General features: G+C 40.4%; 20 protein-coding genes and 1 pseudogene. 19 read left to right on the top strand and 2 right to left on the bottom strand.

Features of this window, described 5'->3' with window-relative positions:
* Window positions 1-5 precede the first annotated feature (5 nt).
* The 15 genes and pseudogenes from LIR34_RS07495 (at window position 6) to LIR34_RS07425 (ending at window position 12,331) form a co-directional block, all read left to right on the top strand.
* Window positions 6-1,736 carry a tyrosine-type recombinase/integrase gene (locus LIR34_RS07495; RefSeq protein ID WP_055181485.1) on the top strand — a complete coding sequence of 577 codons (1,731 nt, stop codon included), beginning with the start codon at window positions 6-8 and terminating at the stop codon, window positions 1,734-1,736.
* A complete protein-coding gene (locus LIR34_RS07490) occupies window positions 1,723-3,231 on the top strand; it encodes a tyrosine-type recombinase/integrase (RefSeq protein WP_242849348.1) in 1,509 nt (502 codons plus the stop codon). The genes LIR34_RS07495 and LIR34_RS07490 overlap by 14 nt, the downstream gene beginning before the upstream one ends.
* Window positions 3,215-3,622, top strand: a complete 408-nt coding sequence (locus LIR34_RS07485) for a DUF6262 family protein (protein WP_173722328.1) — start codon at window positions 3,215-3,217, stop codon at window positions 3,620-3,622. Before LIR34_RS07490 ends, LIR34_RS07485 begins: the two co-directional genes overlap by 17 nt.
* A gap of 20 nt (window positions 3,623-3,642) precedes the next feature.
* A complete protein-coding gene (locus tag LIR34_RS07480; protein ID WP_173722327.1) occupies window positions 3,643-4,023 on the top strand; it encodes a TnpV protein in 381 nt (126 codons plus the stop codon).
* Between the two features lie 131 nt (window positions 4,024-4,154).
* Entirely contained in the window at window positions 4,155-4,451 is a 297-nt protein-coding gene (locus LIR34_RS07475) for a hypothetical protein (protein WP_173686191.1), read from the top strand.
* Between the two features lie 139 nt (window positions 4,452-4,590).
* Window positions 4,591-4,932, top strand: a pseudogene (locus LIR34_RS07470) (ATPase, T2SS/T4P/T4SS family); the annotation flags it as partial.
* Window positions 4,929-5,672, top strand: a complete 744-nt coding sequence (locus tag LIR34_RS07465; RefSeq protein WP_173902421.1) for a type II secretion system F family protein — start codon at window positions 4,929-4,931, stop codon at window positions 5,670-5,672. The pseudogene LIR34_RS07470 and the gene LIR34_RS07465, both read left to right, overlap by 4 nt.
* Before the next feature lies 1 nt (window position 5,673).
* Window positions 5,674-6,708, top strand: coding sequence for a type II secretion system F family protein (locus LIR34_RS07460; RefSeq protein WP_161284632.1), 1,035 nt, complete (start codon window positions 5,674-5,676; stop codon window positions 6,706-6,708).
* A gap of 87 nt (window positions 6,709-6,795) precedes the next feature.
* Entirely contained in the window at window positions 6,796-6,975 is a 180-nt protein-coding gene (locus tag LIR34_RS07455) for a Flp1 family type IVb pilin (protein WP_173902420.1), read from the top strand.
* A gap of 15 nt (window positions 6,976-6,990) precedes the next feature.
* Window positions 6,991-8,499 (top strand): DUF5702 domain-containing protein, encoded by a 1,509-nt coding sequence (locus tag LIR34_RS07450; RefSeq protein ID WP_173902419.1) that lies wholly within the window; start codon window positions 6,991-6,993, stop codon window positions 8,497-8,499.
* Window positions 8,500-8,553: 54 nt separating this feature from the next.
* Entirely contained in the window at window positions 8,554-9,351 is a 798-nt protein-coding gene (locus tag LIR34_RS07445; protein WP_161284634.1) for a TadE/TadG family type IV pilus assembly protein, read from the top strand.
* A gap of 14 nt (window positions 9,352-9,365) precedes the next feature.
* Window positions 9,366-9,776, top strand: a complete 411-nt coding sequence (locus LIR34_RS07440; protein ID WP_173902418.1) for a prepilin peptidase — start codon at window positions 9,366-9,368, stop codon at window positions 9,774-9,776.
* Window positions 9,773-10,210, top strand: a complete 438-nt coding sequence (locus LIR34_RS07435; RefSeq protein ID WP_173902417.1) for a TadE/TadG family type IV pilus assembly protein — start codon at window positions 9,773-9,775, stop codon at window positions 10,208-10,210. The genes LIR34_RS07440 and LIR34_RS07435 overlap by 4 nt, the downstream gene beginning before the upstream one ends.
* Window positions 10,211-10,213: 3 nt before the next feature.
* Entirely contained in the window at window positions 10,214-11,620 is a 1,407-nt protein-coding gene (locus LIR34_RS07430) for a DUF6382 domain-containing protein (RefSeq protein ID WP_173902416.1), read from the top strand.
* Window positions 11,621-11,650: 30 nt separating this feature from the next.
* Window positions 11,651-12,331, top strand: coding sequence for a rhomboid family intramembrane serine protease (locus LIR34_RS07425; RefSeq protein ID WP_320442965.1), 681 nt, complete (start codon window positions 11,651-11,653; stop codon window positions 12,329-12,331).
* Here the strand turns inward: LIR34_RS07425 and LIR34_RS07420 are convergent.
* Window positions 12,250-12,987 (bottom strand): sensor histidine kinase, encoded by a 738-nt coding sequence (locus LIR34_RS07420; protein WP_173902415.1) that lies wholly within the window; start codon window positions 12,985-12,987, stop codon window positions 12,250-12,252. The two genes, LIR34_RS07425 and LIR34_RS07420, sit on opposite strands and share 82 nt — an antisense overlap.
* A 127-nt stretch (window positions 12,988-13,114) precedes the next feature.
* Here LIR34_RS07420 and LIR34_RS07415 point away from each other — a divergent pair, with 127 nt between their 5' ends.
* Both LIR34_RS07415 and LIR34_RS07410 read left to right on the top strand, forming a co-directional pair.
* Window positions 13,115-13,516 carry an HIT family protein gene (locus LIR34_RS07415; protein WP_161284639.1) on the top strand — a complete coding sequence of 134 codons (402 nt, stop codon included), beginning with the start codon at window positions 13,115-13,117 and terminating at the stop codon, window positions 13,514-13,516.
* A gap of 24 nt (window positions 13,517-13,540) precedes the next feature.
* Window positions 13,541-14,074, top strand: a complete 534-nt coding sequence (locus LIR34_RS07410) for an RNA polymerase sigma factor (protein ID WP_173902414.1) — start codon at window positions 13,541-13,543, stop codon at window positions 14,072-14,074.
* 30 nt (window positions 14,075-14,104) lie between these two features.
* On the opposite strand, the gene LIR34_RS07405 is transcribed toward LIR34_RS07410, so the two are convergent.
* Complete coding sequence (locus LIR34_RS07405; protein WP_173902413.1) at window positions 14,105-15,175, bottom strand: undecaprenyldiphospho-muramoylpentapeptide beta-N-acetylglucosaminyltransferase; 1,071 nt, start codon at window positions 15,173-15,175, stop codon at window positions 14,105-14,107.
* Window positions 15,176-15,285: 110 nt separating this feature from the next.
* On the opposite strand from LIR34_RS07405, the gene LIR34_RS07400 reads away from it, so the two are divergent.
* Window positions 15,286-15,615: a hypothetical protein gene (locus tag LIR34_RS07400; protein WP_265107716.1), complete on the top strand. Its 330-nt coding sequence runs from the start codon at window positions 15,286-15,288 to the stop codon at window positions 15,613-15,615.
* Window positions 15,581-16,243: a DUF4367 domain-containing protein gene (locus LIR34_RS07395; protein ID WP_173902411.1), complete on the top strand. Its 663-nt coding sequence runs from the start codon at window positions 15,581-15,583 to the stop codon at window positions 16,241-16,243. The genes LIR34_RS07400 and LIR34_RS07395 overlap by 35 nt, the downstream gene beginning before the upstream one ends.
* Window positions 16,244-16,307: the final 64 nt, after the last annotated feature.

Raw genomic sequence — 16,307 nt, 5'->3', positions numbered from 1 at the left:
TTACCTTGGCAGTATTAAAAATTGTTCCGAAGTTATATCAGGAAAAAATATCTGAGAAATTAAAGGAAGAAATATCTTTGGTTACGAATGGAGAAGCAAAATATTATAACCGGTTATACAAATTTTTTCAGTATACAGATATACAGTGTACTGCAGATATTAACTATGAAACGAGAAAAATGTATATGGATTCTCTTGAAAAAGAGGATATTTCAGAAAAATATAAAGTGGAATTAATGAGCTTATTTGATCGTTTAAAAATAGAAAATATACCGGATGTCTATTCACATGGAAATCCCTTCTCTGTAGAACAGGAGTTTTTTAAGCAAGACAAATTGTTTTTGCTGTATATCCCTAATAAGAAGAAAGCACAATCTTTCCGTCAGGTGGTCGATAAGAATGATTTGTTATGGGACTTAACGAGGATACATTCATCACAGTTGGTGCGACAGACAAAAATATTGCTGTGTGAAATTCTGAATATGGATAAGGCACAAAGACATCGAAGATATTTTTTAGAACCATTAAAAGCACTTATACGGTTTTGCGATAAGTACGGAATAGATGATATTGAAGAAATGGAACAGGCAGACGAAAACAGATTTTATCTGTATTTAAATAATGAGCCGGAAATTATAAAAAAACAGGCTTCTAAGATTGTTGAGTTTGCGAGAAGAACGTTATTTCTAACAGATCCAGAGACAAATTGGCGAGCGTGTATCTGGTATATGGATAGGTTTCAGTTTGATAAATCGAGAATCAATGCCAGTTCACCTGTTAAAAGCCTTTCATTTATTAATATTTACGAAAAAGAAAATCGTTGGTATTTACAATTATACGCAAAATATTTGGTCGGGATATCTGATCTGTCTTTATCAAATATCCGAAATACAATAAGTTTTATTTCACAATTTTTAAAATATCTGGATGGACAGAGTAAAAAAGTAACTGAACTGGAGATGCAAGATATAGCGGATTATGTGTCTGTTTTGGATGAGTCCGATATTAAGTATTCCACTTTTAACCGACATATCACACATATGCATACATTTCTACAGTTTTTGAAAATGAAAAATATTGAAGTGTTGAAGTTTTATCCGGAACGATTTTTAAAAAAAGGTTTTTCGGAACACAATGAAAGAAGTGTTCCAGAAAAAACAATTGCTCATCTAATTAAGGAGCTGCCGACATTCCCAGAGCATTTACAGTTGATGTATTTGATTTTGTTTTGCACAGGAATTAGGAAAAGCGAGGTTTGTACAATAAAATCGGGAGCCTTTTATTCACAAGGCAATGAGAATTGGATGCGCATATATCAAAGCAAAATGCGGAGGGAAAAAGTCATTCCTGTTCCCAGTTTATTGGTTGGACTGGTGAACGATTATGAAAAAAAGTACGGAATAAAAAATGGGGAGTATTTATTCAAAAATAAAAAGGGTGGTGCATTTAATGGACAGACATTTTCAAATCAGATGATTCGGGAGTGTAAGGCCCGTGGGATTGCCTGCGGAGATTATATCTTTAGAGCACACGATTACAGACATAACCTTGCAACCTCAATGTACGGAAATGGAGTTTCTATACAAGGAGTACGAGATTATCTAGGACATTCAAGTGAGAATATGACAAAACAGTACATTGATTTCATGCCGGAACGTATTGTATCGGCTGAAGATAAATATTTTTCAAAAAATCAGTCATTTAAATTGAAAGGAGTAGAAGATGATGAAAGGTAATATTAATTTGATTTCTTATGACTGTTATCAACAAGCTACAGAAAAACAGTTGGCTAGTCTGAAATGGAAGGAAAACAGGGTGTACTATGTATCAGAGATTCATAATGAAAAGATACAGGATGAGATTTATGGGTATATTGATGATAGATGTAGACGTTTATCATTATCAACAGCAGTAAATGATATTTACAGATTTGATCTGTTGAAAGAATTTCTGAATGAGAAGTGTACAAGTTGTAGTAGCATCACTGATAAAAAATGGGAAGAACTGGAGAGAAGCTATAAAGCATTTTTATATAAAAAAGGATTAGCGCTGTACGTTAGAAGAAATAGACCGGATAGGCGGAATGTTGAGCAACAAAGTAGCGCTCAGGTTTCTTTTCTGAAAATGTATTATGAGTATGTTGTGAAGTGTAAAACAGCTGATATTCCAGAAAATGAAAAAGATGTATGGGATATGAGAAAGTTGGATATTGTGCCAAGGAGTAATCCGATTCGTGGAAGATATAGATTAGATTTTCGTGAGATCAGGCAGAAAGAATTTAAAGAGATAATAAAGAGAATATTGTATAGCCACTGCCAGACAAAAGCAATGGGTAGTATAAAAGGTGAATTGCGTGGATTCCGTCGGTTTGCTAGCTTCATGTATGATCGGTTTCCAGAAGTAAAGCATTTTACAGAAATTAGCAGGGATATGATAGAAGATTATCTGGTTTATATAAAAACGGATACCGGTCTTACATCAGTCAGTTACACGACAGAGCTGTCGGTTTTGGATAATCTGTTGGATGAAATAGGGCGTGAACTGGAAATAGAAAATATATGCAACCTTTTTCTGTCCAGTGATTGCAGAGCATATGATAACGCTTTACCAGAAGCGTATTCAGATGCAGAAATCAGGAGATTTAATTGTGCATTAACAAAATTAAAGCCCCAGTTAGGCAGATGTTTAATAATACATCAGATGCTAGGTACAAGAATAGAGGATACGTTGACTTTGCGAAGAGATTGCTTATCTGAGAAATCTGGACATTATTTTATAACTATTATCCAGCAGAAAACAAGGAAATACAAAAGACCAGTTAGCGATCAGCTGGTAGAATTGATTAGAAAAGCAATAGAAGTTTCAGAAAAGGAGCATCCAGATTCAGAATATATTTTTCTGCAAGATAATGGAAAATTGTATACAGATTCAATGCTGAAATATCATGTAAATATCATGATTTATGAAAATGATATCAGGGATGATAAGGGAAATTATTTTGAGTTTCGTACACATCGTTTTAGACATACTTTTGGAGTAAAACTTACAGAAATGAAATTAGATGATGATAGCATTGCAAGGCTGTTGGGGCATAAGGATACACGAACCATACCACATTATCGGCGGTTAAGAAACGAAGCATTAGCGGAGGATACAAAGGCTGTACGAGATGAAATGAATGAATTATTAGCACAATACAGGAGGGAAAAGGAAAATGCAGAAACACGATAAAATGGTAGCACTGGCAAAAGAAAAAAGTGCGGAAATGACGGAAACAGCAATAACAGCTATTGAAACAATGTATAGAAAAAATATAAAAATTTCAGTTGCTGAACTTACAAAACTAACAGGACTTTCCAGAGGTTTTTTCTATAATAATCCGAATGTGAAACAGGTCATGATGGAATTGAAGGAAAAACAACAGGGAATGATATTGCAAAATCCTAAAAGCGCTGCTATTGCAAAAGCACAGGAAGCACGGATTAAGAGTTTAGAACAGAAACTATCCGATAGTGTTCCGAAAAACGAATATGAAAGTCTTCAGAAAAAATATGAAGAATTACAGGTGAAATATAGTCAAATGAAAAAGGGAACACTGTTGAAGATGTACGACCAATTATAGGAAGAAAAGGAGAATATTTTATGCAGAACGAAATTTATGATGAGAAAAATGGACTTACTTATATGTTATGTGGAGATTATTATTTGCCGGAATTGGCACTTACAGATATCGAACCAACTTATGGGAAATATGGGATGCTTCGTAAAAGCTATTTACAGGAACACAGAAAGGCAAAATATCAAATATTGTTGTTACAAGGAAAACTTGTCGAGCATTTGAATCAGATTGATGCAGAAGCAAGGGATAGGGAAGAACAATTAGTAAAACAGATGATGGAGAAACAAGGAATTACAGAGAAATTAAAAAGGCAGGACAACATGGAATGGACAAGGAGGATGAATGTCATTTGTCATGATGCAGAAGAGATGATTTTGACGGAAATGATATACACAAAAGGATAATGAACTGCATTGGATAGCAAGAATTTTGCAGCCCGGATAGCAAAAAAGTGGAAGTCCGGATAGCAAAAAAAAGGAAGTCCGGATGGCAAGATTCTTGCTGTCCGGAAAGACAAAAAAGTGAGGGATTAAAAATGTTGGTTAAGTACATAATAAAAGTGTTTTTATATTTAATTCTTGCAGTAATGACATTGATTCGCTGGTTATTAAAAATTCCGATGATGTTGGGAAATATTTTGCTTTACTTTTTATCAATTATATTTATTCTGACAGGTGTTTTGAGTTATGGATTTGCATTGGAATCTGCAAGAGAATGTGGGCGAATGATAATAATTGGGATGGCATTTGGTGCAATACCAGACTTTGTCCCATTTTGGGGAAAAAGTTTAGAGACATTGGTTGCCAAACTGTTAAGTATGACAAATGAATGAGAAAGTCAATATGAAAGAGGGCTGTGAAAGGCTCTCTTTTCTTTTTGCAACTGTGGAATGGCAAGATAATAACGTTATATACAGTGTATATTAAGTACAGATATTGTATTTCTGCATGATGGGAACATAGGGAGTCCATATAAAGGCGATAAACACCGGGCATGAAGGAAGCTTAAGTACGGCACATGCAAATTCGGCAGAAGATATGCTTTCACGTCTGGAAACAATGACTCTGATGGGAGTAGATCTTCCGCTGGAAGCAATTCGAAGACAGATCGCCTCCGGAGTGGATATTCTGGTTCATCTTGGACGTATGAGAGATAAGAGTCGTAAAGTACTGGAGATAACAGAGGTTTGTGGATTCGAAAATCATGAAATAAAGACCAGGACACTTTACAGATGGCAGGAGGGAAAGGGGCTTGTACAGACAGCACAACTTCTGAACAGAGAAAAACTGGTCCGGGCAGGAGTGGAATTATGAAGCAGGATTACAGAGAATATCATTTTACCGGAAAGGAGATCGTGAAATATCTGATACAGAGCATTCTGCTCTGTGGAGCACTGGATTATCTTTTTTATCAAAATAAATGGCTGATGATACTGGCAATACCGGTGTCTGTCATATTTTTAAAGGTACGGAAGAAGCAGCTTATCCGGGAACGGAGGAAAAATCTGAATTATCAGTTTAAGGATGCACTGAATGCGTTGAGTGTGGCAGTACAGGCGGGTTATTCTGTAGAAAATGCAGTCTCAGCGTGTGCCAGAGATCTGGAGCGCATGTATCCGAAGGATGCAGATATAGTAAAAGAATTCCGATATATGGAAAGCCAGCTTAAGGTCAGTGTTCCGGTAGAAGAACTGTTTCGCAGTCTTGGTGAGCGCTGTGGAATTGAAGATATGGAGAATTTTGCGACAGTCTTTTACACAGCGAAGCGGACCGGAGGTGATATGTCAAAAATCATCCAGACATCTGCGAGAATGCTGGGGGATAAGATTGATGTCAAGAAAGAGATCGAGACGACTCTGGCAGCAAAAAAAGCAGAACAGATGGTTATGAGTCTGATGCCGGTGGGAATCATTATTTATTTGAAACTGACCTCTCCGGGATTTCTGGGAGTGCTGTATGGAAATCCCTTTGGTATCTGTGCTATGACGATATGTCTTGGGATATACAGCTTTTCTTACTGGCTCGGAAGAAGAATTGTAGATATAGAGGTGTGATATGTGGGTACATGTTGTAATATTTATGGCCACTGCCGGAATCGGCATCGCCTGGAAAGCAGGATGGCTCCGCCTGGATGGATTTGCAGACAGGGAAAGTATCCGGTTATTTCTGATCGTGGCAGTCTGTGGAAACTGTCTTGGAATGGCTCTGACGATGACCAGCGGTGTAAGAGAAATTTATACAGATGGGTATCGCCTTGAAAAAGAAACGACCGGTGCATATACAGAAGAATTTGAGGTTTCTGTAGACGGACAGGATGCAGAAAAGATTGATGTGCAGATCCCGGAGAAAGAAAGTGAAGAAGGACAGGCAGCAGAAAAGACAGAGAAAGAAGAGAGTCCGGAAGAATCCAGAAAGAAAGAACTAAGAGAAGCGATTGAGAAGTACAATGAAATCAAAAAGGATCCTGATTATTATTACCTTCCAAAAGACTGGAAGGGACAGAAACTGGAATGGCAGAAACCGGGTGATACCACAGGAACACTGATCGCAGCTTTAAGTTTGTTTGCAGCTTTTGTACTTATGCTCAAAAAAACGAGAGAAGAGCAGGAGGCATCAGCGAAGCGTGCGGAGCAGCTTCTGATGGATTATCCGCCTCTGATCCTGAAATTTACACTTCTTATCCAGGCAGGTATGACGGCAAGGCGGGCATTTCAGAAGATGGCATCGGATTATATGAGGTCAAAACCGGTAAAAGGACATTTTGCATATGAAATGATAGTACTGGCCTGTCGGGAGATGGACAGTGGTGTGGCAGAACTGGAGGCTTATCGTCGTTTTGGCGAACGGTGCGGTCAGATGAAATATAAGACTTTTTCAACGATCCTGATCCAGAATCTTCAAAAAGGAAGCAGACATATGGCAGATCTTCTGGAGCAGGAGGCAATGGAAGCGTGGGATGAACGAAAAAGAAAGGCAAGGGTTCTGGGAGAAGCGGCAGCTACGAAACTTTTGATACCAATGATCATGATGCTTATCGTAGTTATGGCGATCATTATGATTCCGGCATTTCTTTCATTTTATGGACAGTAAGTAACTATTCAGAAGGTGCTATAAAAACCTATGGAAATATCCAAAAATAGCAGTTATTGACAGGAAACAGTATCGGGAGGTATGTACATGAGAGATTTTGTGGATACAGTTAAAGCGTTTGCAAGAGAAGAAGAGGCAGTCGGTGTTGTTGAAATCATTCTGATCCTGGTAGTACTGATCAGCCTGGTAATTATTTTTAAGGATCAGCTCACAAGTCTGGTAGAGTCTATTTTAAGTAAGATTACAAAACAGAGTAATTCTATCTGATCCGGAGAAGTGCCTATGGAGAAAAAAGGCAGCATTACGGTTTTTCTGGCTCTGATACTCAGTATTCTATTGTCGCTTGTCAGTGCCAGTCTTCAGTCAGTGCAGGCAGCAGCGACAAGAACTCAGATTCTGAATGGAATGGATATAGGACTGTACTCTTTGTTTGGGCAGTATGACCGTTCTCTTCTTCGGGATTATGATCTGTTTTTTCTGGATGGAACTCAGGGAGGAACGGAATTAAACCTGGCGGCTGTTTATGACAATCTGGAATCCTATATAAAACCTGTATTGAAGCAGAATGGCCGGAAGCTTCGGATTAAACAGGGAGGATTTACGGGATACAGGCTGGCAACGGATCAGAATGGAGAAGTTTTTTATCATCAGGCGGTGTCCTATATGAAGGATACATTGGGAAGCCAGGGTGTACAGGTACTTCTGAAACGCATGAAAGAAAAAGAAGAAAAAACAAAGAAGGCAGAAGAAGACGGAAAATCAACAGAAAATGGCGAAACGCTGAAAAATTATGATTCGGAAATGAATAATGCCTTTAATAAGAGTAAGGAAGCAGAAGAGAATGCAAAAACGGAAGAAACCAAAAAAGATGACGGAAATAATGGAGCAGATTTTGAAAGTGGAGATGCAGAAGATGAATTTTCAGACGGAGAATCCAATGATGCGAAGAATCCGATTCCAGCCATAAAGAAAATTCGAACCATGAGTATTCTGGACCTGGTTGTGCCACCGGCAAAAGGAATATCGGATGTACAGATTTCGACAAAAGATTTTGTATCAAAGAGAAACATCCAGAAGGGAATGTCCATGCCGGGAGAAGCGACAGAAGATTCTTCACAGTCTTCGCAGCTTCTGTTTCAGAAATATCTGACAGACAGACTGGGAAATTACCAGAAACCGGCATCATCAGGACTTCAGTATCAGCAGGAGTATATTCTTGGTGCGGGTGACAATGACAGAGCAAATCTCCGTATTGTGGCGAATCGACTGATCATGATCAGAGAAGGGATCAATGCGGCATATCTGATGTCAGATCCTGCAAAACGAGCACAGATGCATGCACTGGCACTTGGAATAGCATCCGCCTTTCTAGTTCCGCCGGCAGCATTTATTATTGAAGGAGCACTTCTTTTATGCTGGGCTTTTGCAGAGAGTGTTCTGGATGTCAGAGAACTGTTTCATGGCGGTAAAGTGCCGATTGTAAAGAGTGCGGCAACCTGGCAGGTATCATTGGAAAGTATTCCTCATCTTCTTGAAAATCTGGACAGTCAGAGAAAAACCAATGAAAATGGAATGTCCTATGAAGATTATCTTCAGGTGCTTCTTATGACAAAATCAAAAAAAGAAAAACTGGAACGGGGAATGGATATGATCGAAGTCAGCATCCGTGAAAAAAAGGGAAGGGACAGTTTTCGGCTGGACTGCTGTATTGAGGCGATAGAAGCTTCTGTGGATGTCAGTTCCGGCAGAAAGAAAGTATTTAACGTAACACGGCAGTATAGTTATATCTGAAAATAAGGGCGGTTTCGAAGGATAACCGCCCGGCAAAAAAAGAGGTGCAGAAAGATGCTTTTTCAGAAAGTAATAAGTGATGGGTATTTAAAAAAGATAGACAGAAAGAAAAAAGAAAGGAAACGCTCTCTTAAAAAATCAGTTCTCCAGTTTCCCCCGATGAACGGAGAGTATCAGAAGCTTTCTGAAAAGGTATCTTTCTGTGCCTTTTGGGGAAGGCTGCGAAAAGCAAGTCTTGCAGTTGAAACAGCACTGGTACTTCCCCTTTTCTTTCTTGGTATGGTGACGATGATCTCTTTCATGGATATTTATCAGCTTCAGACGGTACATCTTCAGAAACTTTGCGAGAGAACAAAAGAGGCAGGAATGTACGCATATGCATTGGACGAAAAAGGGCCGGAGAAGATAACTTTGCCTGATGCATATTCGTATACACCGGTGGGAGGGCTGATTCCACTCTCAAAGGTCTGGATGCAGAATACGATAACGGTTCATGCCTGGACTGGAGCAGAAGAGAAGACGGATGTCGGTTCTGAAGCTTCGCCGGAAGAGATGGTGTATGTAACAGAATCTGGCACGGTTTATCACAGGAATCCAGGGTGCAGATATCTCAGGGTATCACTTCAGCAGGTAGCCGGTTCCAGAATTGCTTCCATGAGAAATACTTATGGCGCAAAATATTATCCCTGTGAGTCGTGCAGCCGTAATCAGAGTCCGGCAGGCTGCGTTTATGTTACCTCGACAGGGAATCGTTATCATAATCAGGAAACCTGCAGTGGGCTGAAGCGAACAATAAGACTGGTGAAGCTGTCACAGGTAGAGGATATGCATGCCTGCAGCAGTTGCGGATAAGAAGGGAGAATATTTTGAAAGAACTATATACAGTACTTTTTCTGGCGGCAAACAGCTGGCTGGATTTCAGGTCAAGAGAGATTTCATTGGTTCTGGCAGGAATCTATGGGATAAGCGGGATTATGTACAGTATTTTTACAGGCAGACCAATTGGAGATATACTGATTCCGGCGGGAATTGGAATGATGTTTCTTGCAGCCGGATTTTTGAGTTGTGGAACAGTCGGAGTTGGAGATGGCTGGATACTGGCTGCGCTGGGAACGCTTTTGAGTACCGAAATCTATGTTCAGATGCTCTGTATGGGTCTGTTTTTTGCGGCAGGATGGTCAGGTGTTCTTCTTGCAGTGTTTGGAAAGAGCAGAAAAACAGAGATACCGCTGGTTCCGTTTCTGCTGGCAGGATATATAGGAGCTGTGCTGCTATGAAAAGAGAATATTTAAGAAAGGGAAGCTTTACGATCGAGGCGGCCTGTGTAATGTCACTGGTACTTCTGGTATTGATGGGTGTTTTATATCTGACTTTTTTTGTGCATAACCGGGCATGGTTGACGGCTGCCGCCTGTGAATCGGCGCTCACCGGAAGCATAGAAGGAATAAGAAAAGACGGACAGGCAGAGCAGGCGGCAGAGATCAGATGCAGAGAGCTTGGAAATGTTGGTTTTTTTGGAGCAGAAAATCTGATGGGACAGGTGCAGGGCGGAAAAAAGATCAAGGTGACTTATACTGCTGATACCATTTCCGGATTTGGTGGTCTGAAATGGGAACTTATGGCAGAAGGAAGTTCTTTGATCATCCGTCCGGCGGCATGGATCCGGAAGATCAAAGCAGCGTCTGAAGTAATAGAAGAGATGGGAGAATAAAAAATGTATGCGGAATATAAACGTGATATGAGCCATAATTATCTGATCCTGCATGGAGAAAATCCGGTAGACACTTCTTCTTATCAGGTGAGGATGCTGACAGGAAATGCAGTGCCTTCTATTCTGAAATGTCGTATTCAGGGACTGGATGGAAATTTCCTGTTTTATTATGATATTACTTCAAGACAGTCACTGGCTTCATTCTATGAACAGAAGAAACTTCAGGTTTCTGATATCCGACTTATCTTTGGCGGAGTTGTAAAGATTATGGAAGAGATGATGGAGTTTCTTCTGAATCCGGATCAGCTTCTGCTTTCGCCGGAATATATGTATCTGGATGTTGAGAAGCAGAAGATGTATTTCTGCTGTCTTCCGGGTGAGCCCAAAACAATCAGTGAACAGTTTCGGGAGATGACAGAATATTTTCTTCCAAAGCTCGACCACGAAGAAGCATCTGCAGTGACAATGGGATATGGTATTTATCGAAAGGCACTGGAAAATGGCATCTGTCTGGAAATGATCAAAGAAATCATTTATCAGAATGTGCCGGAGACATCCGAGAGAAGAGATGAAGAAACAAAGCCTGTGGAAGAGCCTCCGGAATGCCTGGTGCTGCCGGAAGAAAAAGTACCGGATCCCGGTGAAAAAAGGGCAGAAAAAAAGGAAAAAAACAAGAGAAAAACAATAGACGGCAGACTTCTGTGGATTGGAGGCTGCGCTCTGGGAGTGTTTCTTCTGCTGGGCGTTGCTGTAGCGTGTTATCTTGGATATCTTCCGGAAGTTCCGATAGAAGCTGTGCTGCTGGCAGCAATTGTTTTGCTGGGGATTGGGGCTTTGGGCTCCTGGCTCAGTAAGAAAAACCAGAAAAAAAAGAACGAAACTCTGGAATGGAGACAGAAAGTCAAAAAGGAAATTGCCGGAAAATCTGAGAAACTCGAGAATTTTCAGAGCAGTTGTAAGAACGTGAACCAGGATACAAAACCACATGAGTATCATAAATTTGAATCGTCAGATGAAAGCTTTGGATTCGGGAAAAACCTTTATACAGGAAGCGAAAAGAGAGAAGAAGAGAATTATGGTGAAACGATGCTGTTATCCTCCGGCTCGGTCAAAGGGCCTGCCAGCCTGGTAAGCAGAGAGCCTGGTGAACTTGCAACAATTTTTCTGGAACAGGACCTCACCGTTATAGGAAAACTGGAAAATGCGGCAGATGCAGTAATTCCACGGGCTACTGTAAGCCGTGTCCATGCCCGGATACGTAAAGAGGAGGAAGGCTATTTTCTGGCCGATCTGAATTCCAGAAACGGAACTTCTGTAAATGGAAGATTGCTCAGGGCAAATGAAGAGTATCAGCTTCAGGATGAAGATGAAGTAGATTTTGCAGAAGCGAGATATGTGTTCATAAAATAGAAATATGCCGGGCTATGGAGTTCTTGCTATATGGAGATCCATCTGTTAGAATATACGGAACAACATAAAATGTTGAGTCTTGGAATGTTACAGAATGGAGTGAAGAATTTGGAAGAGATCCGAAAAGAACCTGCAACGATGGCATTGATCCTGATCAATGTTCTGGTCTTTATTGCAGTAGAGTTTACCGGGACATCTCAGGATGCCTGGCATGTACTGGAATATGGAGCTGCTTATACTCCATATATCATACAAAATGGAGAGGTCTATCGTCTGTTTACTTCTATGTTTCTTCATTTTGGAATTGAACATCTTGTCAATAATATGCTGGTATTGTTTGTGCTTGGCAGCCGTCTGGAACGGGTGATTGGCAAAATACGTTTCCTTCTGATCTATCTGCTGGGCGGAATAGCAGGAAACGTGGTATCATTGCTTCTGGAATTAAAGACGCAGGAGTTTTCTGTATCTGCCGGTGCGTCCGGTGCAGTTTTTGCAGTAATGGGTGCCATGATCTATATAGTGATCCGAAATAAAGGATGGCTGGGTGATCTGTCCATGAGACAGATCCTGGTGATGGCAGCATTTTCCCTCTATTTTGGCTTCACCAGTTCAGGCGTGGACAATGCCGCTCATATAGGTGGTCTGCTTGCAGGTTTTGTACTGGCAGTCCTGTTCTGGCATCCTTCAGGATCCAGAGGAATATATACATGAAAAGTGCTTCCGGTACCGGGAGCACTTTCAACTTTTATGGAACCGTGATGTGCTTTAATAATCTGTCTGGCGACAGAAAGTCCGAGGCCTGTGCCGCCGGACTTATAGGTTATGAAAGGTTCAAATATCCGCGATTTTTGAGATGGGGTCATGCCGCATCCGTTATCCTGAACAGAAATATGTACATATTGAGCAGTGGATTCGGCACGAAAACAGATGCTTCCATGTGTATGGCTGATGGATTCCTGAGCGTTGCGAAGAAGATTTAGAAATACCTGTCGGATTTTCAGGGGATCCAGAGATAATTTTGGGAGATTATCGGGGATGTCCGTTTTAAATTCGATTTCCAGATATTTCAGAACAGGGCGAAAAGACCTTGATATTTCGTTTAAGCAGGGACTTAAGTCAGTTAAAACAAGAGAAAGCTGTCCTGCATTCTGGTATCGCGACATGTCATCCAGCAGTGCATGGATATATTCCAGATTTTCGAGTATGTTTTCCCACTGTTCATCGTTGGAGAGTTGAGGGTGGGAGGAAGCGAGAAGCTGCAGTTCACTGGAGAGAAGTGCCAGTGGATTTCTCAGTTCATGCGAAAACCTGGAAAACAGGATTTTAATTTGTTCTGTATGTTTTGCGGAATCGATTTTTTCTTTCATAATCTGTCACCTCATCTCAAGTGTAGCATTGTAAAATGCAGGCGGCAACAAATTTCGTATTGAAAAAATCGTCAAAATACGTCACAATAGAGCTAGAAAACACTATAAAATAAAGGAGAAATTGATCATGGAAAATTGTATTTTTTGTAAAATCGCAAATGGAGAGATTCCGTCAGCTACTTTATATGAGGACGAAGATTTCCGGGTGATCCTGGATCTGGGACCGGCAAGCAAGGGACATGCCCTGATTCTTCCGAAGGCTCACGCAGCTGATATTTATGAACTTCCGGACGAAACAGCAGGAAAGGCAATGATTCTTGCAAAACATATGGCAGCCAGACTCAGAGACGGACTGAACTGTGATGGTTTTAATATTGTACAGAATAACGGAGAAATCGCAGGTCAGACCGTATTTCATTTTCATATGCATCTGATTCCAAGATATGAGGGAGATAATGTTGGAATTACCTGGAAACCGGGAAAACTGACAGATGAAGAGAAAGAGGAAATTCTGGCAAAAGTAAAATAAAAATGTCAGGATGATGCAAAAGATATGGTTGAGAATTTTACAGATTTCTATGATACTTTATTTGAATTCTCAGCAAACATTGCCTACAGGATCGTAAAGGAAAAGAACATATCCAAGGATATTGCACAGGAGGTATTTATGTACTTTCTGAAAGAAGAGGACAAACTGGATTATTCTGATGAAGAATGTTTAAGAGCCAAGGTTCATAATAAAACTAGAAAGGTATGTCTTGATTATCTGAAACGTTCCTGTAACAGACATGAAATGTGTATTATTGACGATGAGGATAACGGTGAGGAGATTATAGATGAGAAGGCTAATCCGGAAGCTGTTATCCTCGAATTAGAAGATAAGGCGGACAGGAATCGTGCGCTGGAAATGCTCCGGAGAGAGAATCCTGTAAGTTACGAAATCCTGCTCAGGACACAAGTTTATGGAGAACCACCGGATGTGGTAGCGAAGGAGTATGGAATCAGTAGAAATGCGGTTAATAATCGTAACTTCAGGGCGAAGGCGTGGATGAAAGAGAAACTTAAAAAAATACGCAGACAACCCTAAAGTGGGCAGTCTGCGTAAAATATCTGTCGTTTATTTTGATGGGACACATCCTTCAATAAGAGAAACGATGTGATGGATAGAATCCATCTGTTTGCTTTTTGCCATGGCTTCTTCGAAGGAAAGGCGGTTATCATAAAGCTGATGAATGGTGTCAAGAAGCTTCTGATCGGTAATCTCCTCCTCTTCAAGAACCATGCTGTATCCCTGTTTTTCGAAGGAACGGGCATTCAGGATCTGGTCACCACGGCTTGCATTGGCGGACAGCGGGATCAGGAGATTTGGTTTATGGAGAGCACTGATCTCACAGATTGCATTAGCTCCTGCACGGGAAATCACAACGTCTGCCAGGGCAAAGAGATCCGGCAGTTCGTCTTTGATATATTCGTATTGAACATATCCGGCAGTACCGGTCAGTTTTTCGTCCATTTTTCCCTTACCGCACAGATGGATCACCTGGAAATCCTTCAGAAGTTCTGGAAGGATCTTGCGGACATGGTCATTAACCGAGGCAGCACCAAGACTGCCGCCGATGATCATAAGGACTGGTTTATCAGCAGTGAAACCACAGAACTGACGGCCGGCTTCCTTATTACCATTTAATAATTCCTGACGGATCGGAGTACCGGTGAGAACAGCCTTGTCCTTTGGCAGAGAGCTGACTGTTTCAGGAAAGTTACAGCACACTTTGACGGCGGATGGAATACACAGTTTGTTGGCAAGTCCGGGAGTCATATCAGACTCGTGGATGATTGCTGGGATTTTACAACGCTTTGCAGCGATAACAACAGGGACGGTAACGAAACCTCCCTTTGAAAATACAACATCGGGTTTCAGTTGTTTGAGAAGCTTTCTGGCTTCATGAAATCCTTTGAGAACACGGAACGGATCGGAGAAGTTCTTAGGGTCAAAGTAACGTCTCAGTTTACCAGAAGAAATCCCGTAATATGGAATTCCGAGTTCTTCAATCAGTTTACGTTCGATTCCATTATAGGAACCGATATAAGATATCTGATATCCGGCTTCTTTAAGTGTCGGGATCAGGGCTATGTTTGGGGTGACATGTCCGGCAGTACCACCGCCGGTAAGAATAATATGCTTCATGGGAAATCCTCCTGAAAAATCTTTTTTATTATCAATAACTATGAACCACAAGGGCAGAATTGTCAAGGAAAGATACAGTATAAGAGGATAAGTAGTTACTGTGAACAGTTATGATAGGTAACTGCTCAGTAACTCTGTTTACAGAAACGATTTATCAGGATATCCCATTGGCTGGAGAATTACTTATGAAAAAAGAGTTTGAAAATAACAAAAAAAACGCATTGGGAAATAACCCGGATCTGCGGGATGATATAGATGATGAAATGTTTCAGAAGATACTCAGGGAAGAATTTATAGAGAGAGAAAAGCAGATAGAAGAAGCACTTTTTGCGGACAAAGATGTAGAAAATCTGGTGTTCACAGATGAAGAAGTCAAGGATTCTTATCAGGAACTGCTGCGTCGGTTTGAGAGAGAAAAAAAAGGAAAATGCAGAGCATGAAGCTTCAGATTCGAAAATCATTGAGATCAAAAGCAGAAAAACAGGAGTCAGGTGGCATCGGCTTGGAAAAGCTGCAGGAATGGCGGCGGTTGCTTTGGCATGTATATTTGCTGCGAGCATGACCAGTGAGGCGAACCGGAGGTATCTGGTGAATAGTATGAGGATCTGGAGCGGGGATGATACGAAGACGGTTGTGGACAATGATGAGGAAAATGAGAGAGTAAATATAGATGAGGATAAGGCAATTACGGATATAGAAGAGAAACTGGGGATAGAAATGCCGCGGTTTTATTACAGGCCGCAGGGAATGCAATTTAAAAATTATGAGACTAAAGAAATATTAGAAATAGCCAGAATAGAATATAAATATAACGATAATATAATTATATTATATATTGATAAGCAAAATGAGAGTTCTGAGAGTAAAATGAACAGTAGGCATGGCGATGACTCAGGAACAGTAGTAGTGAATAAGGAGGGAATACAAGTTTTAATCAGTAAGATAGAAGATGTGGATGAAAAGGAGAGTTATTCAGCAGAATGGACAAAAGATTCAGTAATGTATTGTCTTTCTGGAAGAATGGATATTAAAGAATTAAAAAAAATTATTGAAGAAATGAAATTTTAGCGTGATTTTTGCTTTTTTCTGTCGTATTAATAGTGTAAGGGTTGTTTACGACAGAAGGGAAGTG

Source organism: Blautia sp. MSK17_66 (assembly GCF_020538025.1).
In the GTDB taxonomy this organism is placed as follows: domain Bacteria; phylum Bacillota; class Clostridia; order Lachnospirales; family Lachnospiraceae; genus Blautia_A.
Note: the sequence above shows the minus strand (reverse complement) of the source record. Positions and strands in the feature narration are given on the sequence as shown.

What these genes read in the sequence shown, in the direction of transcription:
- LIR34_RS07490 (WP_242849348.1), top strand. Translation starts at nt 1,723, where the DNA reads ATGATGAAAGGTAATATTAATTTGATTTCTTATGACTGTTATCAACAA.
- LIR34_RS07485 (WP_173722328.1), top strand. Translation starts at nt 3,215, where the DNA reads ATGCAGAAACACGATAAAATGGTAGCACTGGCAAAAGAAAAAAGTGCG.
- LIR34_RS07480 (WP_173722327.1), top strand. Translation starts at nt 3,643, where the DNA reads ATGCAGAACGAAATTTATGATGAGAAAAATGGACTTACTTATATGTTA.
- LIR34_RS07475 (WP_173686191.1), top strand. Translation starts at nt 4,155, where the DNA reads ATGTTGGTTAAGTACATAATAAAAGTGTTTTTATATTTAATTCTTGCA.
- LIR34_RS07465 (WP_173902421.1), top strand. Translation starts at nt 4,929, where the DNA reads ATGAAGCAGGATTACAGAGAATATCATTTTACCGGAAAGGAGATCGTG.
- LIR34_RS07460 (WP_161284632.1), top strand. Translation starts at nt 5,674, where the DNA reads ATGTGGGTACATGTTGTAATATTTATGGCCACTGCCGGAATCGGCATC.
- LIR34_RS07455 (WP_173902420.1), top strand. Translation starts at nt 6,796, where the DNA reads ATGAGAGATTTTGTGGATACAGTTAAAGCGTTTGCAAGAGAAGAAGAG.
- LIR34_RS07450 (WP_173902419.1), top strand. Translation starts at nt 6,991, where the DNA reads ATGGAGAAAAAAGGCAGCATTACGGTTTTTCTGGCTCTGATACTCAGT.
- LIR34_RS07445 (WP_161284634.1), top strand. Translation starts at nt 8,554, where the DNA reads ATGCTTTTTCAGAAAGTAATAAGTGATGGGTATTTAAAAAAGATAGAC.
- LIR34_RS07435 (WP_173902417.1), top strand. Translation starts at nt 9,773, where the DNA reads ATGAAAAGAGAATATTTAAGAAAGGGAAGCTTTACGATCGAGGCGGCC.
- LIR34_RS07430 (WP_173902416.1), top strand. Translation starts at nt 10,214, where the DNA reads ATGTATGCGGAATATAAACGTGATATGAGCCATAATTATCTGATCCTG.
- LIR34_RS07425 (WP_320442965.1), top strand. Translation starts at nt 11,651, where the DNA reads ATGGAGATCCATCTGTTAGAATATACGGAACAACATAAAATGTTGAGT.
- LIR34_RS07420 (WP_173902415.1), bottom strand. Translation starts at nt 12,987, where the DNA reads ATGAAAGAAAAAATCGATTCCGCAAAACATACAGAACAAATTAAAATC.
- LIR34_RS07415 (WP_161284639.1), top strand. Translation starts at nt 13,115, where the DNA reads ATGGAAAATTGTATTTTTTGTAAAATCGCAAATGGAGAGATTCCGTCA.
- LIR34_RS07410 (WP_173902414.1), top strand. Translation starts at nt 13,541, where the DNA reads ATGGTTGAGAATTTTACAGATTTCTATGATACTTTATTTGAATTCTCA.
- LIR34_RS07405 (WP_173902413.1), bottom strand. Translation starts at nt 15,175, where the DNA reads ATGAAGCATATTATTCTTACCGGCGGTGGTACTGCCGGACATGTCACC.
- LIR34_RS07400 (WP_265107716.1), top strand. Translation starts at nt 15,286, where the DNA reads ATGATAGGTAACTGCTCAGTAACTCTGTTTACAGAAACGATTTATCAG.